General features: G+C 41.9%; 15 protein-coding genes. 10 read left to right on the forward strand and 5 right to left on the reverse strand.

Annotated features, from left to right (window positions below; all coding sequences use genetic code 11):
- Positions 1-164 precede the first annotated feature (164 nt).
- Entirely contained in the window at positions 165-1,517 is a 1,353-nt protein-coding gene (gene trhO, locus KJK34_RS10975; RefSeq protein WP_223053931.1) for an oxygen-dependent tRNA uridine(34) hydroxylase TrhO, read from the reverse strand.
- 164 nt (positions 1,518-1,681) lie between these two features.
- On the opposite strand from trhO, the gene KJK34_RS10980 reads away from it, so the two are divergent.
- From KJK34_RS10980 to KJK34_RS11005, 6 genes are all read left to right on the forward strand, one after another.
- Positions 1,682-2,962, forward strand: coding sequence for an AAA family ATPase (locus KJK34_RS10980; protein WP_223053932.1), 1,281 nt, complete (start codon positions 1,682-1,684; stop codon positions 2,960-2,962).
- Entirely contained in the window at positions 2,946-3,635 is a 690-nt protein-coding gene (locus KJK34_RS10985) for an RloB family protein (RefSeq protein ID WP_223053933.1), read from the forward strand. The genes KJK34_RS10980 and KJK34_RS10985 overlap by 17 nt, the downstream gene beginning before the upstream one ends.
- Before the next feature lie 89 nt (positions 3,636-3,724).
- A complete protein-coding gene (gene recA, locus KJK34_RS10990; RefSeq protein WP_223053934.1) occupies positions 3,725-4,729 on the forward strand; it encodes a recombinase RecA in 1,005 nt (334 codons plus the stop codon).
- 131 nt (positions 4,730-4,860) lie between these two features.
- Entirely contained in the window at positions 4,861-5,292 is a 432-nt protein-coding gene (locus KJK34_RS10995; RefSeq protein ID WP_223053935.1) for a lipoprotein, read from the forward strand.
- A gap of 29 nt (positions 5,293-5,321) precedes the next feature.
- Positions 5,322-5,867 carry an RNA polymerase sigma factor gene (locus KJK34_RS11000; RefSeq protein ID WP_223053936.1) on the forward strand — a complete coding sequence of 182 codons (546 nt, stop codon included), beginning with the start codon at positions 5,322-5,324 and terminating at the stop codon, positions 5,865-5,867.
- A complete protein-coding gene (locus KJK34_RS11005) occupies positions 5,864-7,519 on the forward strand; it encodes a hypothetical protein (protein ID WP_223053937.1) in 1,656 nt (551 codons plus the stop codon). Before KJK34_RS11000 ends, KJK34_RS11005 begins: the two co-directional genes overlap by 4 nt.
- Before the next feature lie 91 nt (positions 7,520-7,610).
- On the opposite strand, the gene KJK34_RS11010 is transcribed toward KJK34_RS11005, so the two are convergent.
- Both KJK34_RS11010 and KJK34_RS11015 read right to left on the reverse strand, forming a co-directional pair.
- Positions 7,611-8,156 carry a hypothetical protein gene (locus tag KJK34_RS11010; RefSeq protein ID WP_223053938.1) on the reverse strand — a complete coding sequence of 182 codons (546 nt, stop codon included), beginning with the start codon at positions 8,154-8,156 and terminating at the stop codon, positions 7,611-7,613.
- Positions 8,157-8,197: 41 nt separating this feature from the next.
- Positions 8,198-8,935 carry a lysophospholipid acyltransferase family protein gene (locus tag KJK34_RS11015; protein WP_223053939.1) on the reverse strand — a complete coding sequence of 246 codons (738 nt, stop codon included), beginning with the start codon at positions 8,933-8,935 and terminating at the stop codon, positions 8,198-8,200.
- A gap of 75 nt (positions 8,936-9,010) precedes the next feature.
- Between KJK34_RS11015 and trpS the strand changes: the two genes are divergently transcribed.
- A complete protein-coding gene (gene trpS, locus KJK34_RS11020; RefSeq protein ID WP_223053940.1) occupies positions 9,011-9,982 on the forward strand; it encodes a tryptophan--tRNA ligase in 972 nt (323 codons plus the stop codon).
- Between the two features lie 103 nt (positions 9,983-10,085).
- Positions 10,086-10,583 (forward strand): hypothetical protein, encoded by a 498-nt coding sequence (locus KJK34_RS11025; RefSeq protein WP_223053941.1) that lies wholly within the window; start codon positions 10,086-10,088, stop codon positions 10,581-10,583.
- Here KJK34_RS11025 and dprA read toward each other — a convergent pair.
- Positions 10,580-11,683: a DNA-processing protein DprA gene (dprA, locus tag KJK34_RS11030; protein WP_223053942.1), complete on the reverse strand. Its 1,104-nt coding sequence runs from the start codon at positions 11,681-11,683 to the stop codon at positions 10,580-10,582. The two genes, KJK34_RS11025 and dprA, sit on opposite strands and share 4 nt — an antisense overlap.
- Before the next feature lie 100 nt (positions 11,684-11,783).
- On the opposite strand from dprA, the gene KJK34_RS11035 reads away from it, so the two are divergent.
- Together KJK34_RS11035 and KJK34_RS11040 are read left to right on the forward strand one after the other, a co-directional pair.
- Entirely contained in the window at positions 11,784-12,734 is a 951-nt protein-coding gene (locus tag KJK34_RS11035) for an HU domain-containing protein (protein ID WP_223053943.1), read from the forward strand.
- A gap of 63 nt (positions 12,735-12,797) precedes the next feature.
- The gene (locus tag KJK34_RS11040; RefSeq protein ID WP_223053944.1) at positions 12,798-13,307 is read left to right on the forward strand and encodes an acyl-CoA thioesterase; all 510 of its coding nucleotides are present in this window, start codon (positions 12,798-12,800) and stop codon (positions 13,305-13,307) included.
- 76 nt (positions 13,308-13,383) lie between these two features.
- Here the strand turns inward: KJK34_RS11040 and KJK34_RS11045 are convergent, their stop codons facing one another.
- Positions 13,384-14,628: a murein hydrolase activator EnvC family protein gene (locus tag KJK34_RS11045; protein WP_223053945.1), complete on the reverse strand. Its 1,245-nt coding sequence runs from the start codon at positions 14,626-14,628 to the stop codon at positions 13,384-13,386.
- Positions 14,629-14,632: the final 4 nt, after the last annotated feature.

Genomic DNA, 14,632 nt, shown 5'->3' on the forward strand with positions numbered 1-14,632 from the left:
TATGTTAAAAGCCGAAAATGCAAAAGCCCGGGCAATATGGTGCTTGCCCGTTGATTTATAACTGCTTACCGCAACTTATATTACCTTACGCTTTCAGCGGGGGATAAAAAAAGCCCCCGCCTTGCGGCAGGGGCTTTATACGGTATCAATTTAATGTGCAGATACTAATCCAGCAGCCTGTACAGCTTATCTGACAACCTTACGCGGAACGGCACATTTATCGTAACCTTGTCACCGCTTTGGGCTACATCGCCGGGCTGACCGTTTACGCGCATACCCTCTACCACAAGCTCCTGCCTGCCGGTTGTCGGGCCCGCAATAAGAATGCGGTCGCCGGTTTTAATTTCGGCATTGGCGGCAAACTGGCCTACGCCCGCTTTCGTATAATAATGCTCGGCTTTGCCGATAAGTACTTTCCTTTCGCGTTTGCGCACCTGCTTTACTTTTGGCGCGGCTGCAAGCGGCATATCGCCAATAGCCTCTCCCGACTTTTTATAGGTTAACGCCGCCGATTTCCCTTTCTTGAAAACCTGGTTACCCTTCATAATACCCCTGCGCCTTGCCTTTTGCTCTTCTTCCGGAAGATGTATTACCTCTACACATTCGGTAGAGCAGCAGCCCTCCATAGTGGCGGCACACTCCTCACACTGAATAAACAGCAGGTGGCACGCCTCGTTAGCACAGTTGGTGTGCGTGTCGCACGGCTTGCCGCACTGGTGGCACTGTGCAATAATATCCTCGGTAATGCGCTCGCCCAAACGGTGGTCGAACACAAAGTTTTTACCTATAAACTTGCTTTCTATACCTTCTTCCCTTATTTGTCGGGTATATTCTATAATACCGCCCTCAAGCTGGTACACGTTTTTAAAGCCTTTGTGCTTAAAAAATGCCGAAGCCTTTTCGCAACGGATACCGCCCGTGCAGTACATAAGCAGGTTTTTATCTTCTTTATGGTCTTTAAGCTGTTCTTCTATAATGGGCAGCGACTCACGGAAGGTATCCACATCAGGGGTTATGGCGCCTTTAAAATGGCCCACTTCGCTCTCGTAATGGTTACGGAAGTCTACTACTATGGTATTAGGGTCGTCCAGCAGGGTGTTGAACTCTTTCGCCTTCAGGTGAATGCCTTTATTGGTTACGTCGAACGTTTCGTCGTTAAGGCCGTCGGCTACAATTTTATTGCGGACTTTAACGGTTAACTTAAGGAACGACAGGTTATCCTGCTCTACCGCCACATTAAGGCGGATGCCTTTCATAAAGTCGTAACTTTCAAGGTGGTCTTTAAACGCATAGAAGTTATCGGCAGGGAGCGAAAGCTGGGCGTTAATACCCTCTTTGGCTACATAAATGCGCCCAAGCACATCCAGTTTGTTCCATGCCAGGAAAAGTTCGTCGCGAAATTGTTGTGGGTCGGTAATGTTGGCGTAGGTGTAGAAAGACAGCGTAAGGCGCTGCTTGCCGCTTTCCTCTATAAGGGCGGCCCTTTCTTCTGCGCTTAAAGTGTTATACAGTTGCATGCTATCACAATTTAAGTAAGAAATTATTTTTCAGTATGTCGTGCAACCCCTATCGGCGGGATTGCGGTGGCAAAGGTATAGATTTTTACTTTATTAAATTTATATTTAAAATCAATTACAAAAGACTATCTTAAATTGTATTTTTGTATAAAAAATATTAAATAATGATTTTATATTTTAAAGTTGCGAACTATAAATCAATCAGTGAACCTGTCATACTGAATTTTAATGCGAGTTCAATAGAACAATATGAAGATTCTAACGTTATTTACGCTAACGATTCTCGATTATTAAAATCTATACTTTTATATGGTCACAATGCTAGTGGTAAATCAAAAATCCTTAACGCAATAGATTATTTCAAATGGTTTATAAATAATTCTGCCACAGAAAGCCAAGCTGGCGATGAAATAGAAGTCGAACCATTTAAGCTAAGTGAACTCTACAAAGGAAAACCTAGTTTATTTGAAATGGGTTTCATAATCGGGAAGACCAAATACAGATATGGTTTTGAAGCTGATACAAAAAAAATACATAAAGAGTGGTTATTAGAAAACAAAATAAAAAAAGAGTATCCTGTTTTTTTAAGAATTAATCAAGAATTTGATATTGATTTCAAAAGATTTGAAAACTCCGATAGTTTAAGTAAACGGACGAGAGAGAATGCTTTATTTTTATCTGTCGCTGCCCAATGGAATGTAAAAAAAGCACAAATAATTGATAAGTGGTTTAATAAAATATTCAATATCCATGGGATCGACGATAGGAATTACAGGAAAGTAACAATAGACTTATTAAATAATGATAAGTACTCAAATTTAGTTAATAAATTTATTCAAAGAGCCGACCTAGGAATTTCCAATATAGACTTTTTTGAAATCCCTTTTACATTTGAAGAAATAAAAGAATCATTCCCTGAAAACATGAGGGAAATGGCTAGGGAAACATTTGAATCAGAATCTAAAGCGATAATTTCAATTCACAGTAGATTTAATGGTAAAAATGAATTTTCTGGATTGGAACCGTTCGTTTTTGACAGAGCTGAATCAGATGGCACAAAAAAGTATTTCAACATTATAGGAATATTAATAACCGCAATATTGGAAGGCAGGATTGTCATTATTGATGAATTTGATGCTCGGTTACATTCTTTATTATCAAAAGCAATTATAAAATTGTTTAATTCAAATCAAATTAAATCAAAAGCCCAACTATTAGTTGCAAGCCATGATACTGCATTGCTTGATAATGAAATGTTAAGAAAAGACCAAATATATTTTGTTGAGAAAGATTTCAAAGGAGCGTCAAAAGTTACAACCCTTGCAGAGTTTAAATCTCGTGAAAAAGACAATCTATTCAATGAAAGCTATCTTGGTGGAAAATACGGCGGGATTCCTTTTATTAATGATTTAGAAAGTTTATTTAATAATGTCAAAGAAAAATAAAAAAGCCTCATTTTCGTTCAGCGACTTTTTAAGTGAGCTGAAAGAGAACTCTGTTTCCACTCCAAAAAATATAGAAAAATTTGAAGAAAGAAAATATTTTCTAATCGTCTGCGAAGGTGAAAGAACAGAGCCGGCGTATTTCAATTATTTCAAAAAGTTGCTACCAAAGCAGCTATTAGACACTATCCAAATACAAGGAGAGGGCGATAATACGATTAATATTGTTAATAAAGCTATTCAATTAAAGGAGGAAAGAAAATTAAATATACTTCTTCCGAATTATGACGAAGCCTGGGCAATATTCGATAAAGATGACTTCCCCAGTGAAAGGTATAATGAGGCAGTCAGATTAGCAGGAGAAAATGATATTAATAGCGGTCATTCTAATCAATCATTTGAGCTATGGTACATTCTCCATTTTGAGTTTTTGCAATCAGCTTTACATAGATCGGATTATATAAAGAAACTGACAAATCACTTAGGATTTAAATATGAAAAAAACGACACACGGGTCGTTGAATATCTTTTCAAAAACTGCAACATCGAGCGCGCAATACATTGGGCTAAAGAATTGGATTCTTTACATGAAGGGACTAGCGTGTCAAATGCGTGTCCGCATACCAAAGTATATGAATTGGTAGAAAAATTACGAGAATATTGCGAACCTGTTTAAATAAAAAAAAATTTAGTAGTTAAGATTATTTTCTTACATTGCGCTCTCAAATAAAAGCCGTATTTTTACTAAAAAATAAGACAATACTAATGAGCGCAGATAAAGAAGCAAAACTAAAAGCACTGCAGCTAACGCTGGATAAACTGGATAAAGCATACGGCAAGGGTACCGTAATGAAACTGGGCGACCAGGCCGTAGAGGAGGTAGAGGCCATACCTTCGGGCTCGCTGGGGTTAGACTTGGCACTGGGCGTAAACGGCTACCCACGCGGCAGGATTATAGAGATATACGGGCCTGAATCGTCAGGTAAAACAACCCTTACGCTGCACGCCATAGCCGAAGCGCAAAAGGGCGGCGGCATTGCAGCCTTTATTGATGCAGAGCACGCTTTTGACCGCGTATATGCCGAAAAACTGGGAGTTGATATTGAAAACCTTATCATATCGCAGCCTGATAACGGCGAGCAGGCATTAGAGATTGCCGAGAACCTTATCCGAAGCGGCGCCATAGATATTGTGGTTATCGACTCGGTGGCGGCACTAACGCCAAAAAGCGAAATTGAGGGCGAAATGGGCGACAGTAAAATGGGGCTTCACGCACGCCTTATGAGCCAGGCACTAAGAAAATTAACTGCTACCATAAGCAAAACTAACTGTACGGTATTCTTCATCAACCAGCTTCGCGAAAAGATAGGTGTAATGTTCGGTAACCCCGAAACTACCACAGGTGGTAACGCACTAAAGTTCTATGCATCGGTAAGGCTTGACATTCGCCGTTCGTCTCAAATTAAAGATGGTGAGAACGTGCTGGGTAACCGCGCCAAAGTAAAAGTGGTTAAAAACAAAGTAGCGCCACCGTTTAAAACCGCCGAATTCGACATTATGTATGGCGAGGGCGTGAGCAAAACAGGCGAAATATTAGACCTTGCGGTAGAGTTCGAGATCATCAGGAAATCGGGCTCGTGGTTCAGCTACGGCGAAACCAAGCTGGGACAGGGCCGCGACGCAGTAAAAGGGCTGATTAAAGACAACCCCGAACTGGCCGATGAGCTGGAAATCAAAATAAAAGAAGCCATTAAAGAACAATCGGCTTAAACACCATAACAACCCGGAGCATGCTCCGGGTTTTTTATTGGCATACAACATGTTAAAGTACGCAACCTTTTGTGCACTTTTGTATCTGATATGTAAACACAACCGTATATTTTTTTGATTGTTTGATTTTTATGAAAAAGCTGTTATTGTTATTAGTGCTTGTGGCGGGCCTTAGCGCCTGTTCTTTAGAAGAAGACACGCCGCAGTTTGAAGTGGCATTTTTGCCCGTAGAAAGCCTTGAGCTGCCCGAAAGCATGGTGCCCGGGCACACCTACCCTATAAAAATTTATTACAAAAGGCCGGACGACTGCCATTATTTTGACGGGTTTTATACAGAGAAAACCAACAATAGCGAAATACTTGCGGTACAGGCGCTTGTTATTCAGGATGCTAAGTGCAAGCCCCTGTCTACTGATGAGGCAGAATGGGCCATGTATGATTTTACCTGCCCCAACAATTTAGATATTACCCAGTACAGTGCTTATTCGTTCCAGATTTTTAAGGGTGTAGACAGCCAGGGCAACCGCATTTTTGAAACCGTATCTGTACCCGTGGGAGAATAAAGACCAAACACTAAAAACAATAACCGGATTTGGGTTTAGAGCAGCTTATACAGGAATGCCAGCGGGACAATATTAAGGCCCAGGAACAGCTTTACAGGCTTTTTGCCCCGAAGCTGTTTTCGGTATGCCTTAAGTATTCACGCAGCTATGCCGATGCGCAGGACAACCTGCAGGACGGTTTCCTGCTGCTGTTCCGCAAAATTGGGCAGTTCCAGTTTAAGGGTTCTTTTGAAGGTTGGGCCAAAAGGCTTATGGTGAATAATGTGCTGCAAAAATACCGCAGCCAGGGCGTGGTAGAACTGGTTAGCGAAAACATACCTGACGAACCCGAAGTAGAGATAGAAACAGAAGATGTGAGCATGGATTTTTTGCTCGGCATCATTCAGCAACTGCCGGACCGTTACCGCATGGTGTTTAACCTGTATGTAACCGATGGCTTTTCGCATAAAGAAATTGCAGAGATGCTTAATATAACAACTGGCACCTCTAAATCTAACCTTGCAAGGGCAAGGATGATACTTAAGGAAAAAATTGAAGCGCACCAGGGGAATTTAAAAAGTACCTACAGCAAATGAAAGAGAAAAAACACATAGACAGGCTTTTCCAGGAAAAGTTTAAAGATTTTGAAGTTAACCCGCCCGACTTTGTATGGGAAAACATTGAGGCGGAACTCCAGAAAAAGAAAAAGCGCCGCGTTATACCGATATGGTTCAGGCTTAGCGGCGTGGCTGCCCTTTTGCTTATAGGCCTGCTGCTGCTTAACCCGTTTAAAGAGGAGCAACAGCTAAGGCAGGAAAACAACCCGGTAGTAAAAAGCAGCGATGATAATGGCACTGTTAATAGTAGTAGCGGCAACCCTGCCAGCAACGCTACCGAAAGTAGTGTAACAAATGAAAATTATGGCTTAGTGAACAGCGAAACAACTCAGGGCACGACCGAAACCAATAACACAGGCAGCGGCACGCAGGAAAGTTATCCAAGCACATATAGTTCTAAGGGTAATAGTACTACGAAAACTAATAATTTTGGCAATACTCAAAGCGCCGTGGCTTCGCAGGGCAGGAGCAACAATGCTAATAATACTTCTGCTGCCACAAATGCAGATGCTGTGAACCCCAAGAATATAAAAAATACTGCAATCGGCGTTACTACTGATACGCAATCGGCGGTTGCTTTATCAGGAACAGAAAACAGCGCAACGGAAAAAAATAATTTAAACCAGAATAAGAACAACGGTACTGTAACGGGTATTAACCCTTCGGCTATAAATAACACTACAGAACAGGCTGTTGCCGAAAGTGATAACGGCACTACTACACAAGGTACCGATACAGTTGTAAATGAGAATCCGGCAGGCAATAACATTATTAATAAAGAAATTGCCATCGAAGAGGCCGTTGCTGAGACAGAAACAGATTCAGCTTCTGCAGAAGAGCCTGAAAATGAACTTGAAAAACTGCTTCAGGAAAAATTGAATGAAAAGAATAAAAACAAACTGGCACAGGCAGAAGTTAACACCAAATGGAATGTACGCCCTCAGGTAGCGCCTGTTTTTTATAACTCGCTCTCTCAGGGTTCGCCTATAGACGCACAGTTTGCAGGCAACAGTAAAGATTATAACAATAACCTGAGCTATGGCGTAGGCGTCAATTATGCGCTTAATGATAAAATATCAATACGCTCAGGGGTTAATACGGTAAACCTCAGCTATTCTACCCGCGGTGTAGAGTTTTACCCGAGTATGTCGGGCCAGACCAACAATGTGAGCAGTAAAAGGCCCGAAAGCGCAACAGCTAATTTTATAGTGCATTCGGTAAACGCTGCAAATGCATCTCCTAACGAAGCTGCCTCAAGCCAAACGTTCAGCGGGTCGCTTTTACAGGAGATGGGGTATATAGAAGTGCCAGTAGAAATGTCTTATGCATTGCTTAATAAAAAATTCGGCATAGAAGTTATAGGTGGTTTCAGCACCCTTTTCCTAAACGATAACCAGGTAAGTGTAGTAACCGACCAAGGCTATAGTTCTCCCCTTGGCCAGGCGGAAAACCTCAACAACATACATTTCAGTACCAATGTGGGTCTTGGCTTCAGGTACCGTTTTACAAAAGCATTACAGGCCAGCTTTGAGCCCACCTTTAAATACCAGTTAAATGCCTTCAGCAGCGATGCCGGCAATTTTAAACCTTATTTTATCGGATTGTATTCCGGTATAAGTTTCAGCTTTTGATATAGCTAAAGTTTTAGGCGGTCCCGTAACAGGGATAATTAGTAAAGCGCCCGTGCACATTTAGGGGCGCTTTATTTTTTACATAAGCAGCTTACTCATAAACTGTATCAAGCACTTCAAACGTGTCAGAAACATCAATAACAGTACCGTCTTCCATTACTACATGGAGGTCAAAATTATAAATGCCTTTCGCTTCATTTGTTTCAAGAAGTGCATTCCACCACAGCCTGTATATATCAGCCGTTTCAAATACCTGTTCGCAATTATTGCCAACGGTTAAATTTGCGGAAGTAATGAATCCTTCAGGATTAGTAACGGCACCATCTGCTGATTCTATAATGTTAGAATCACTACTTATAAATGATGTTCCGGTTTCCGTATTTTTAATATAAATCACAAAGCTATCACGAACGCCATCTCCGTTTGGGGTTACAAAATAAGGTACTGATACCGTATAGTTACCTGCGCTATAAACTTCTTTAAATCCAAATGAATGCTGGAACTCTTCAGAAATTGTAACTTCCATAGTTGAAGCAGGAATACATTCGGTTATGTTACTATTATTTCCTTGATCATCATCGCCCGAACACGAAAATAATATTGTTACAAAAGCAAGGGTAAGAAGTTTAATTTTCATTTGAATAGTTTATATAATGTTAATCCCGGTAATCTTATTTTTTAAGGTGTTTTTACCAAATTGGCATAAATAACCTGCCTTGTTTTATCCTTCAATTCTTTTTTATCATCAAGGGTTAGGCCTTCTGTCGAAACAAAAGGTAATACTCTTGCACGCATTACCCCCGGGCTGCCGCTAAGAAATGTATAACTGAAACGCTTCTTGTTATCCGGAAAAACCATTGGTACAATAGGTATCTGGTGTTCTATCGCAAGGCGAAACGCCCCATCTTTAAATTCATCTAAAACTATACTTTCGTCATCTGGCACACCGCCTTCAGGAAAAATACAAATGCTCAGGCCTTCATTAAGCCTTTTCTGCGCGCGCTGAAAAACCTCAAAGCGGCTTTTGCTGTTATTGCGGTCTACCAGTATGCTGGTGCGCTTATAAAAAAACCCGAAGATGGGTATCTTCGCAAGCTCTTTTTTACCTACAAAAACAAAAGGGTTTTTGCTAACCAGCAACATCAGCATAATATCTGCCATGCTGGTGTGGTTGGCTACCAGCATATAGCTTTTGCCTTTTTCCATTTGCTGCTCGCGGGTAATTTTTGTACGGAAGCCCATACCGAAAAGAATGATGCGCGCCCACAGCCGCGCCAGCAAAAAGAACTGCGGATAGGTTTTAGGCGAGAGTATGGTAATTATCAGTACCGGCGAAAGCACAATTATTGGCACGCCCAACAATACATAAAACCAGATGCGCCACAGCGTCAGCAATACAGGCTTAATAATTTTCATAGTGCCAAATGTAATCATTAGCCTCCTATCTTTATACCAAATCCGTTACCTTTGCTTAAAATTTTATACAAAGCAATGGCAAAAATACTTACAGGCATCCAGAGTACGGGTACACCGCATTTAGGCAACCTGCTGGGCGCAATTTTACCGGCTGTTGAAATGGCCAACAAACCTGAAAATGAATCGTATCTTTTTATAGCCGACCTGCACTCTGCAACACAAATTAAAAACGGGGCAGAACTTAGGGCTAATACTTACAGCGTAGCCGCAACATGGCTTGCCTGTGGGCTTGACATTAACAGGGTAGTATTTTACCGCCAGAGCGATGTACCACAAGTTGCAGAGCTTAGCTGGTACCTGAGCTGCTTTTTCCCGTATCAGAGGCTTACCCTTGCCCACTCATTTAAAGACAAAGCCGACAGGCTGGAAGATGTAAATGCCGGATTGTTTACCTATCCTATGCTGATGGCTGCCGATATACTTTTATATGATGCCGAGTTTGTACCGGTGGGTAAAGACCAGCTTCAGCATATAGAAATTACACGTGATGTGGCGGCACGCTTTAACCACCAGATGGGTGATACCTTTGTATTACCGGAACCTATTACAAGCGAGGAAACAAAAATTGTTCCCGGCACCGATGGTGAAAAGATGAGCAAATCGCGCAATAACTTTATCAATATTTTTCAGGAAGACAAACCGCTGCGCAAGCAGGTAATGGCAATACAAACCGACAGCACTCCGCTGGAAGAGCCTAAAAATCCTGATACGTGTAATGTGTTCGCTATGTATAAACTATTGGCCACACCCGAGCAAACGGAAGCCATGCGCGCGAACTATTTAGGTGGCAACTATGGCTACGGGCACGCCAAGCAGGCACTATTTGAGCTTATAACCGAAAGGTTTGCGACTGTACGAGAAAAATACAGCTATTATATGGCTAACCTTAATGAGGTAGATGCCGCACTAAAAGTAGGGTCTGAAAAGGCGGCAGCCGTTGCAAATGGCGTGTTGGCACGCGTAAGAGAGAAGCTGGGCTACCTTTAGATCCTATCTTAAATAAGCCTATCTTATAAATTTAAAAACATATCAGGCCTTTATATTCTTATTTTGAGTAACTTAGTGTTCATTAACAACTAATTACATTATTATGAGAATTAAAGGCCTTATAGTTTTATGCATTGTTGCACTAATGGCATTTAGCTATACAACTCCTGAAGAAACTGTTTATAACCTGTCACAAAAAATTACTGTTGGTGAGGTTAAAAACGGGCATGTTAAAGTGCTGATAAATGAAAAAGCCTTTTTAAAGGCTGCTAATGATGAAATGACGCTTACTCCAAAGCATCATGTTGATGCGCTTAAAATACTTAAAAACGAAGCCGTACCCGGCGGACTTTACTACATAGAAATGTCTTCATCAAAAAACAGCTTTAAACTGGTAAGGGCATTGTATAACCGCAACAACAAGCTGGTTATGGATAAAGAAGCCTCCGATAACGATTACCTTTTACATAGCTACTTTGTTAGCTGTAACGGCTACGGCTGCAGCCCTGCACTTGTATATGAAGACGAGCAGGCCTACTGGATTTGCGAAAGTAGTACCGAAAACAGCAGCTGCGAAAGATCGGTGAGCATTATCAATTAAACCGCTTCAAACATTTTACCGGGCAAGGGGCGTATCACGCCCTTTAGCTCCATTGTCAGTAACATAGATGATAATTTAAATACCGGCATTTCGCATGCCAGCGCAATAAGGTCGAGCTGTTCTTTGCCGTTTTTCAGCAGGTAATCATATACTTTCTGTTCATCTTCTTCAAGCGAAATGAATAACTGTTTTTGTACGGGCTTCTGTTTCTTTTCTTCCGTCTCCCAGTTCATGATGTAAATAAGGTCGGCAGCACCTGTAAGCAGGTTGGCACGCTGTGTCTTTATCAGGTTATTACAGCCCATACTATACTTATCGGTAATACGTCCCGGTACGGCAAACACATCACGATTATAGTCGTTTGCAACATTTGCAGTAATAAGCGAGCCGCCTTTCTCGGCGCTTTCAACAATTATGGTTGCCTCACTTAACCCGGCTACAATTCGGTTACGTTTTACAAAGTTTTCTTTGTCAGGGTTGCTGCTGCTCCAGAACTCGGTCATAAAACCACCGTTCTCCTCCATCTTCGCTACATACTTTTTATGCACTTTCGGGTACACCTGGTTTAATCCATGTGCTACCACGCCAATGGTTTGCAGACCTAAATCCATCGCCACAAGGTGAGCGTGAATGTCTATGCCATACGCAAAACCACTTACAATAACAGGATTTAGCGGCACCAGGTCCTCCAGCAGCTTGCGGGTAAAGTCAGCACCATAAGCGGTCATTTGCCTTGTGCCTACTATACTGAGCATCTTTCTGCCTTCAACATTAATATTACCTGAACTAAACAGCAGCACCGGCCCATCTATGCAATGCTTTAACCTTTCAGGATAGTCTTTATCAAGATAAAATGTAACTGAAATATTATTACCCGATATAAATTTCATTTCGGCTTCAGCCTGCTTAAATACTTCAGGATTTTTAAGATTATTATATAAAATATCGCCTACTCCCTCTATGGCCAATATCTGCTGGCGCTTTGCCTTAAAAACAGCTTCGGCACCACCTAAATGGTTAATCAGTTTTTTGGCAACTATATCGCCCACGCCCTCTACCCGCATAAGGGCGAGGGTATTCAGTAATTCATTTTCTGACATAAAAACATGATAAGCAGGCGGTTAATTAGTTTCGCTGCTTTGTTAATAAAATTTGTGAATAAAATTTTGCTTTGGCTGTTGAATGGTTAATTTTGTGTTTATGATGATAGAAAAATACATATCGGCACTACTATATCGTTACCAGTGTGTTACGGTTCCCGGCTTTGGAGCTTTCCTTGCCGAAACCAGTCCCGCAAGGCTGGACAGTACTACGCACACTTTCTATCCTCCTAAAAAACTCATTTCTTTTAATGCGAATTTAAAGAATAATGACGGGCTTTTAGCCAACCACATAGCCTTACAGGAAAATATTTCTTATGATGAGGCTGTGGCGGCAGTGCAAAAGCAAACCGCACAATGGCTTTATATGCTGGAAAGCGGGCAGCCGTTACCGCTTAAAAACCTGGGCCACATAGCCCGCAATGCCGAAGGCAACCTTGTATTTACACCCGATACTCCTGTTAATTACCTTACAGATGCTTTCGGGCTAAGTACTTTTACTTCTCCTGCCGTTAAACGTGAGGAATATATAGCTGTAAATGATACAGAAGAAGCCGAAGAAGAAGTACCTGTATTAGTAGCAGCGCAACGCAGGCGCAGCTACCCTTACCTTAAATATGCAGCCTTATTTGCCGTTGCTTTAACCGCAGGTGGTGCAGGCTACAAAACATGGCACGAGCAACAGGTGGCTAAAGAAACACTTTTAGTACAGCAGCAGGTACAGGAAGAAGTGCAGCAACGCATACAGCAGGCTACCTTTTTTATAGAAAACCCGCTGCCTGCGGTACAACTTACCGTAAAAGAAGAAGTAACCGTTATGCCTTACCATATAGTGGCAGGTGCTTACCGCAGCGAAGCTAATGCAGCCACGGCAGTTGCACAGCTTAAAGATAAAGGCTACACAAAAGCACGGGCTTTAGGAATAAACAAATTCGGGCTTTACCCGGTTATTTACGGAAGCTACAGTGATGCTGCCGAAGCGCAGAATGACATGAATGCCATAAGGAGAGGCGAAAACAGCGAAGCCTGGTTACTCATAAAAGAATTATAAAAGCATCCTCCGCCACGGAGGATTTTTTATTTACTGTAGTATCTTTGCCACAAAAATATCAGTATGCAGGTAAAATATCCTTTAGATTCGGTTTGCATAATGACCGATATGGTGCTTCCCGGCGAAACCAACCCGCTTAACAACCTTTTTGGTGGCGAGCTACTGGCCCGTATGGACCGTGCCGCAAGCATAGCCGCACGCAGGCATTCGCGCCGAATTGTGGTAACCGCCTCTGTTAACCACGTGGCTTTTAACCGCTCTATCCCTTTGGGAAGCGTTGTTACGGTAGAGGCTAAGGTTTCGCGCACCTTTAAAACCTCTATGGAAATTTTTATTGATGTGTGGACAGAAGACCGCGAAAGCGGGACAAGGGCTAAAGCAAACGAAGCTATTTATACTTTTGTTGCCGTAGATGAAACAGGCCGCCCGGTAGAAGTACCGCCAATAGAACCGCAGACAGAACTCGAAAAACAACGTTTTGATGCCGCCCTGCGCCGTAAACAGTTAAGCCTTGTACTTGCCGGCAAAATGAGCCCGCATGATGCTACAGAACTAAAGGCATTATTTGTATAGGGTTAATCCGAAACAATAATAATTAAAAATTCCATTTCTGCTGCAACAAGCGAAGAAATGGAATTTTTATTTTAAGTTATTTTATAATCCACTGTTCAGGGTTAAGCCTGCTGGTGTTGTGGGTTATCATCAGTTTTACTACAGTTTTACCGGTAACCGGATTGGTGTGCACTGTACCAAGATTTTGTTTTACAGAAACCTTTTCGCCAATGTTTACACTTGTGCTGCTAAGGTTAAAGTAAATGGATATATAGTCACCATGCTGCACAAAAACAGCTTTTGTACCTGTTCCCTGTATCAACTGGATATCTATAACCTCCCCTGAGAATATTGAGCGCACAGCAGCGCCTTTCTCGGTGGTTATCTCTATCCAGCTATGGTCTACCTCAACGGTAGAGGCAAACGGACTGCGCTGCAGGCCGTAGCCCATACTCATATAACCTTTTTCAACAGGCCATGGCAATTTACCTTTGTTAGCCTTAAAGTTATCTGCTATTATTTTACCTTCTTTGGTCAGCACAATCTTGTTAGGTGCTGCCGTAGCGGCAGAACTTTTGCTTGCCGTAGTAGCTCCTGATGCTGCCGCTTTTTTATTGGCAGCCGCAATAGCATCGCGTATAATTTTGTCAATCTTACGCTCAATATCTTTGGCTTCGCTCTGCTTTTTCTTAATATCGGCAGTGTAGCGCTTTTTATCTTTCTGTATGGCCTTTACCAGTTTCTCCTGCTCTTTTTTCTCTTCCTCAAGTTCTTTTTTAACTTTAAGGTTTTCTGCCAACAGTTTTTCTTTTTCTTTTTTCTGGATGTTCAGCTTATCCTGCAACCCTTCAAGTTCGGTTTTGGTAGCTCTTATCTCTTCCGCCTGAATTTTGCGGTAGCTTGCATATTGCTTCATATACTGCATGCGCTTGTATGCCTGCAAAAAGTTATCTGAAGATAATATGAACATTATACGGCTTTGCTGCGAACGGTTCTTGTATGCCTTTACCAGCGTTTGTGAATAGTCATCTTTAAGGACTTTAAGCTCGCGCCCCAGCTTGTTTATCTTTAGCTGGTTAAGGTATATTTCATCTGTAAGTATGCGGGTTTGCTTTTGGGTGTTGTTTATCAGCTTTTCGCTAAGCTTTATCTTTGCCTGGTTATCGGCAATTTGCGTGAGTACGGATTTCTCCTTTTTGTTCTCCTGGCTTAACAGGTTGCGGAACTCTCTTATCTCTTTTTCAATCTGCGCTTTTCGCTGCTCCAGTATCTTTTTCTGGTCCTGTGCAGAAGCCACAGCAGTGCAGGCTATAAGAAGTATGGTAAGGATCTTTTTCAGCATCATC

It is taken from the genome of Flavobacterium coralii, assembly GCF_019891545.1.
GTDB classification, from domain to species: domain Bacteria; phylum Bacteroidota; class Bacteroidia; order Flavobacteriales; family Flavobacteriaceae; genus Flavobacterium; species Flavobacterium coralii.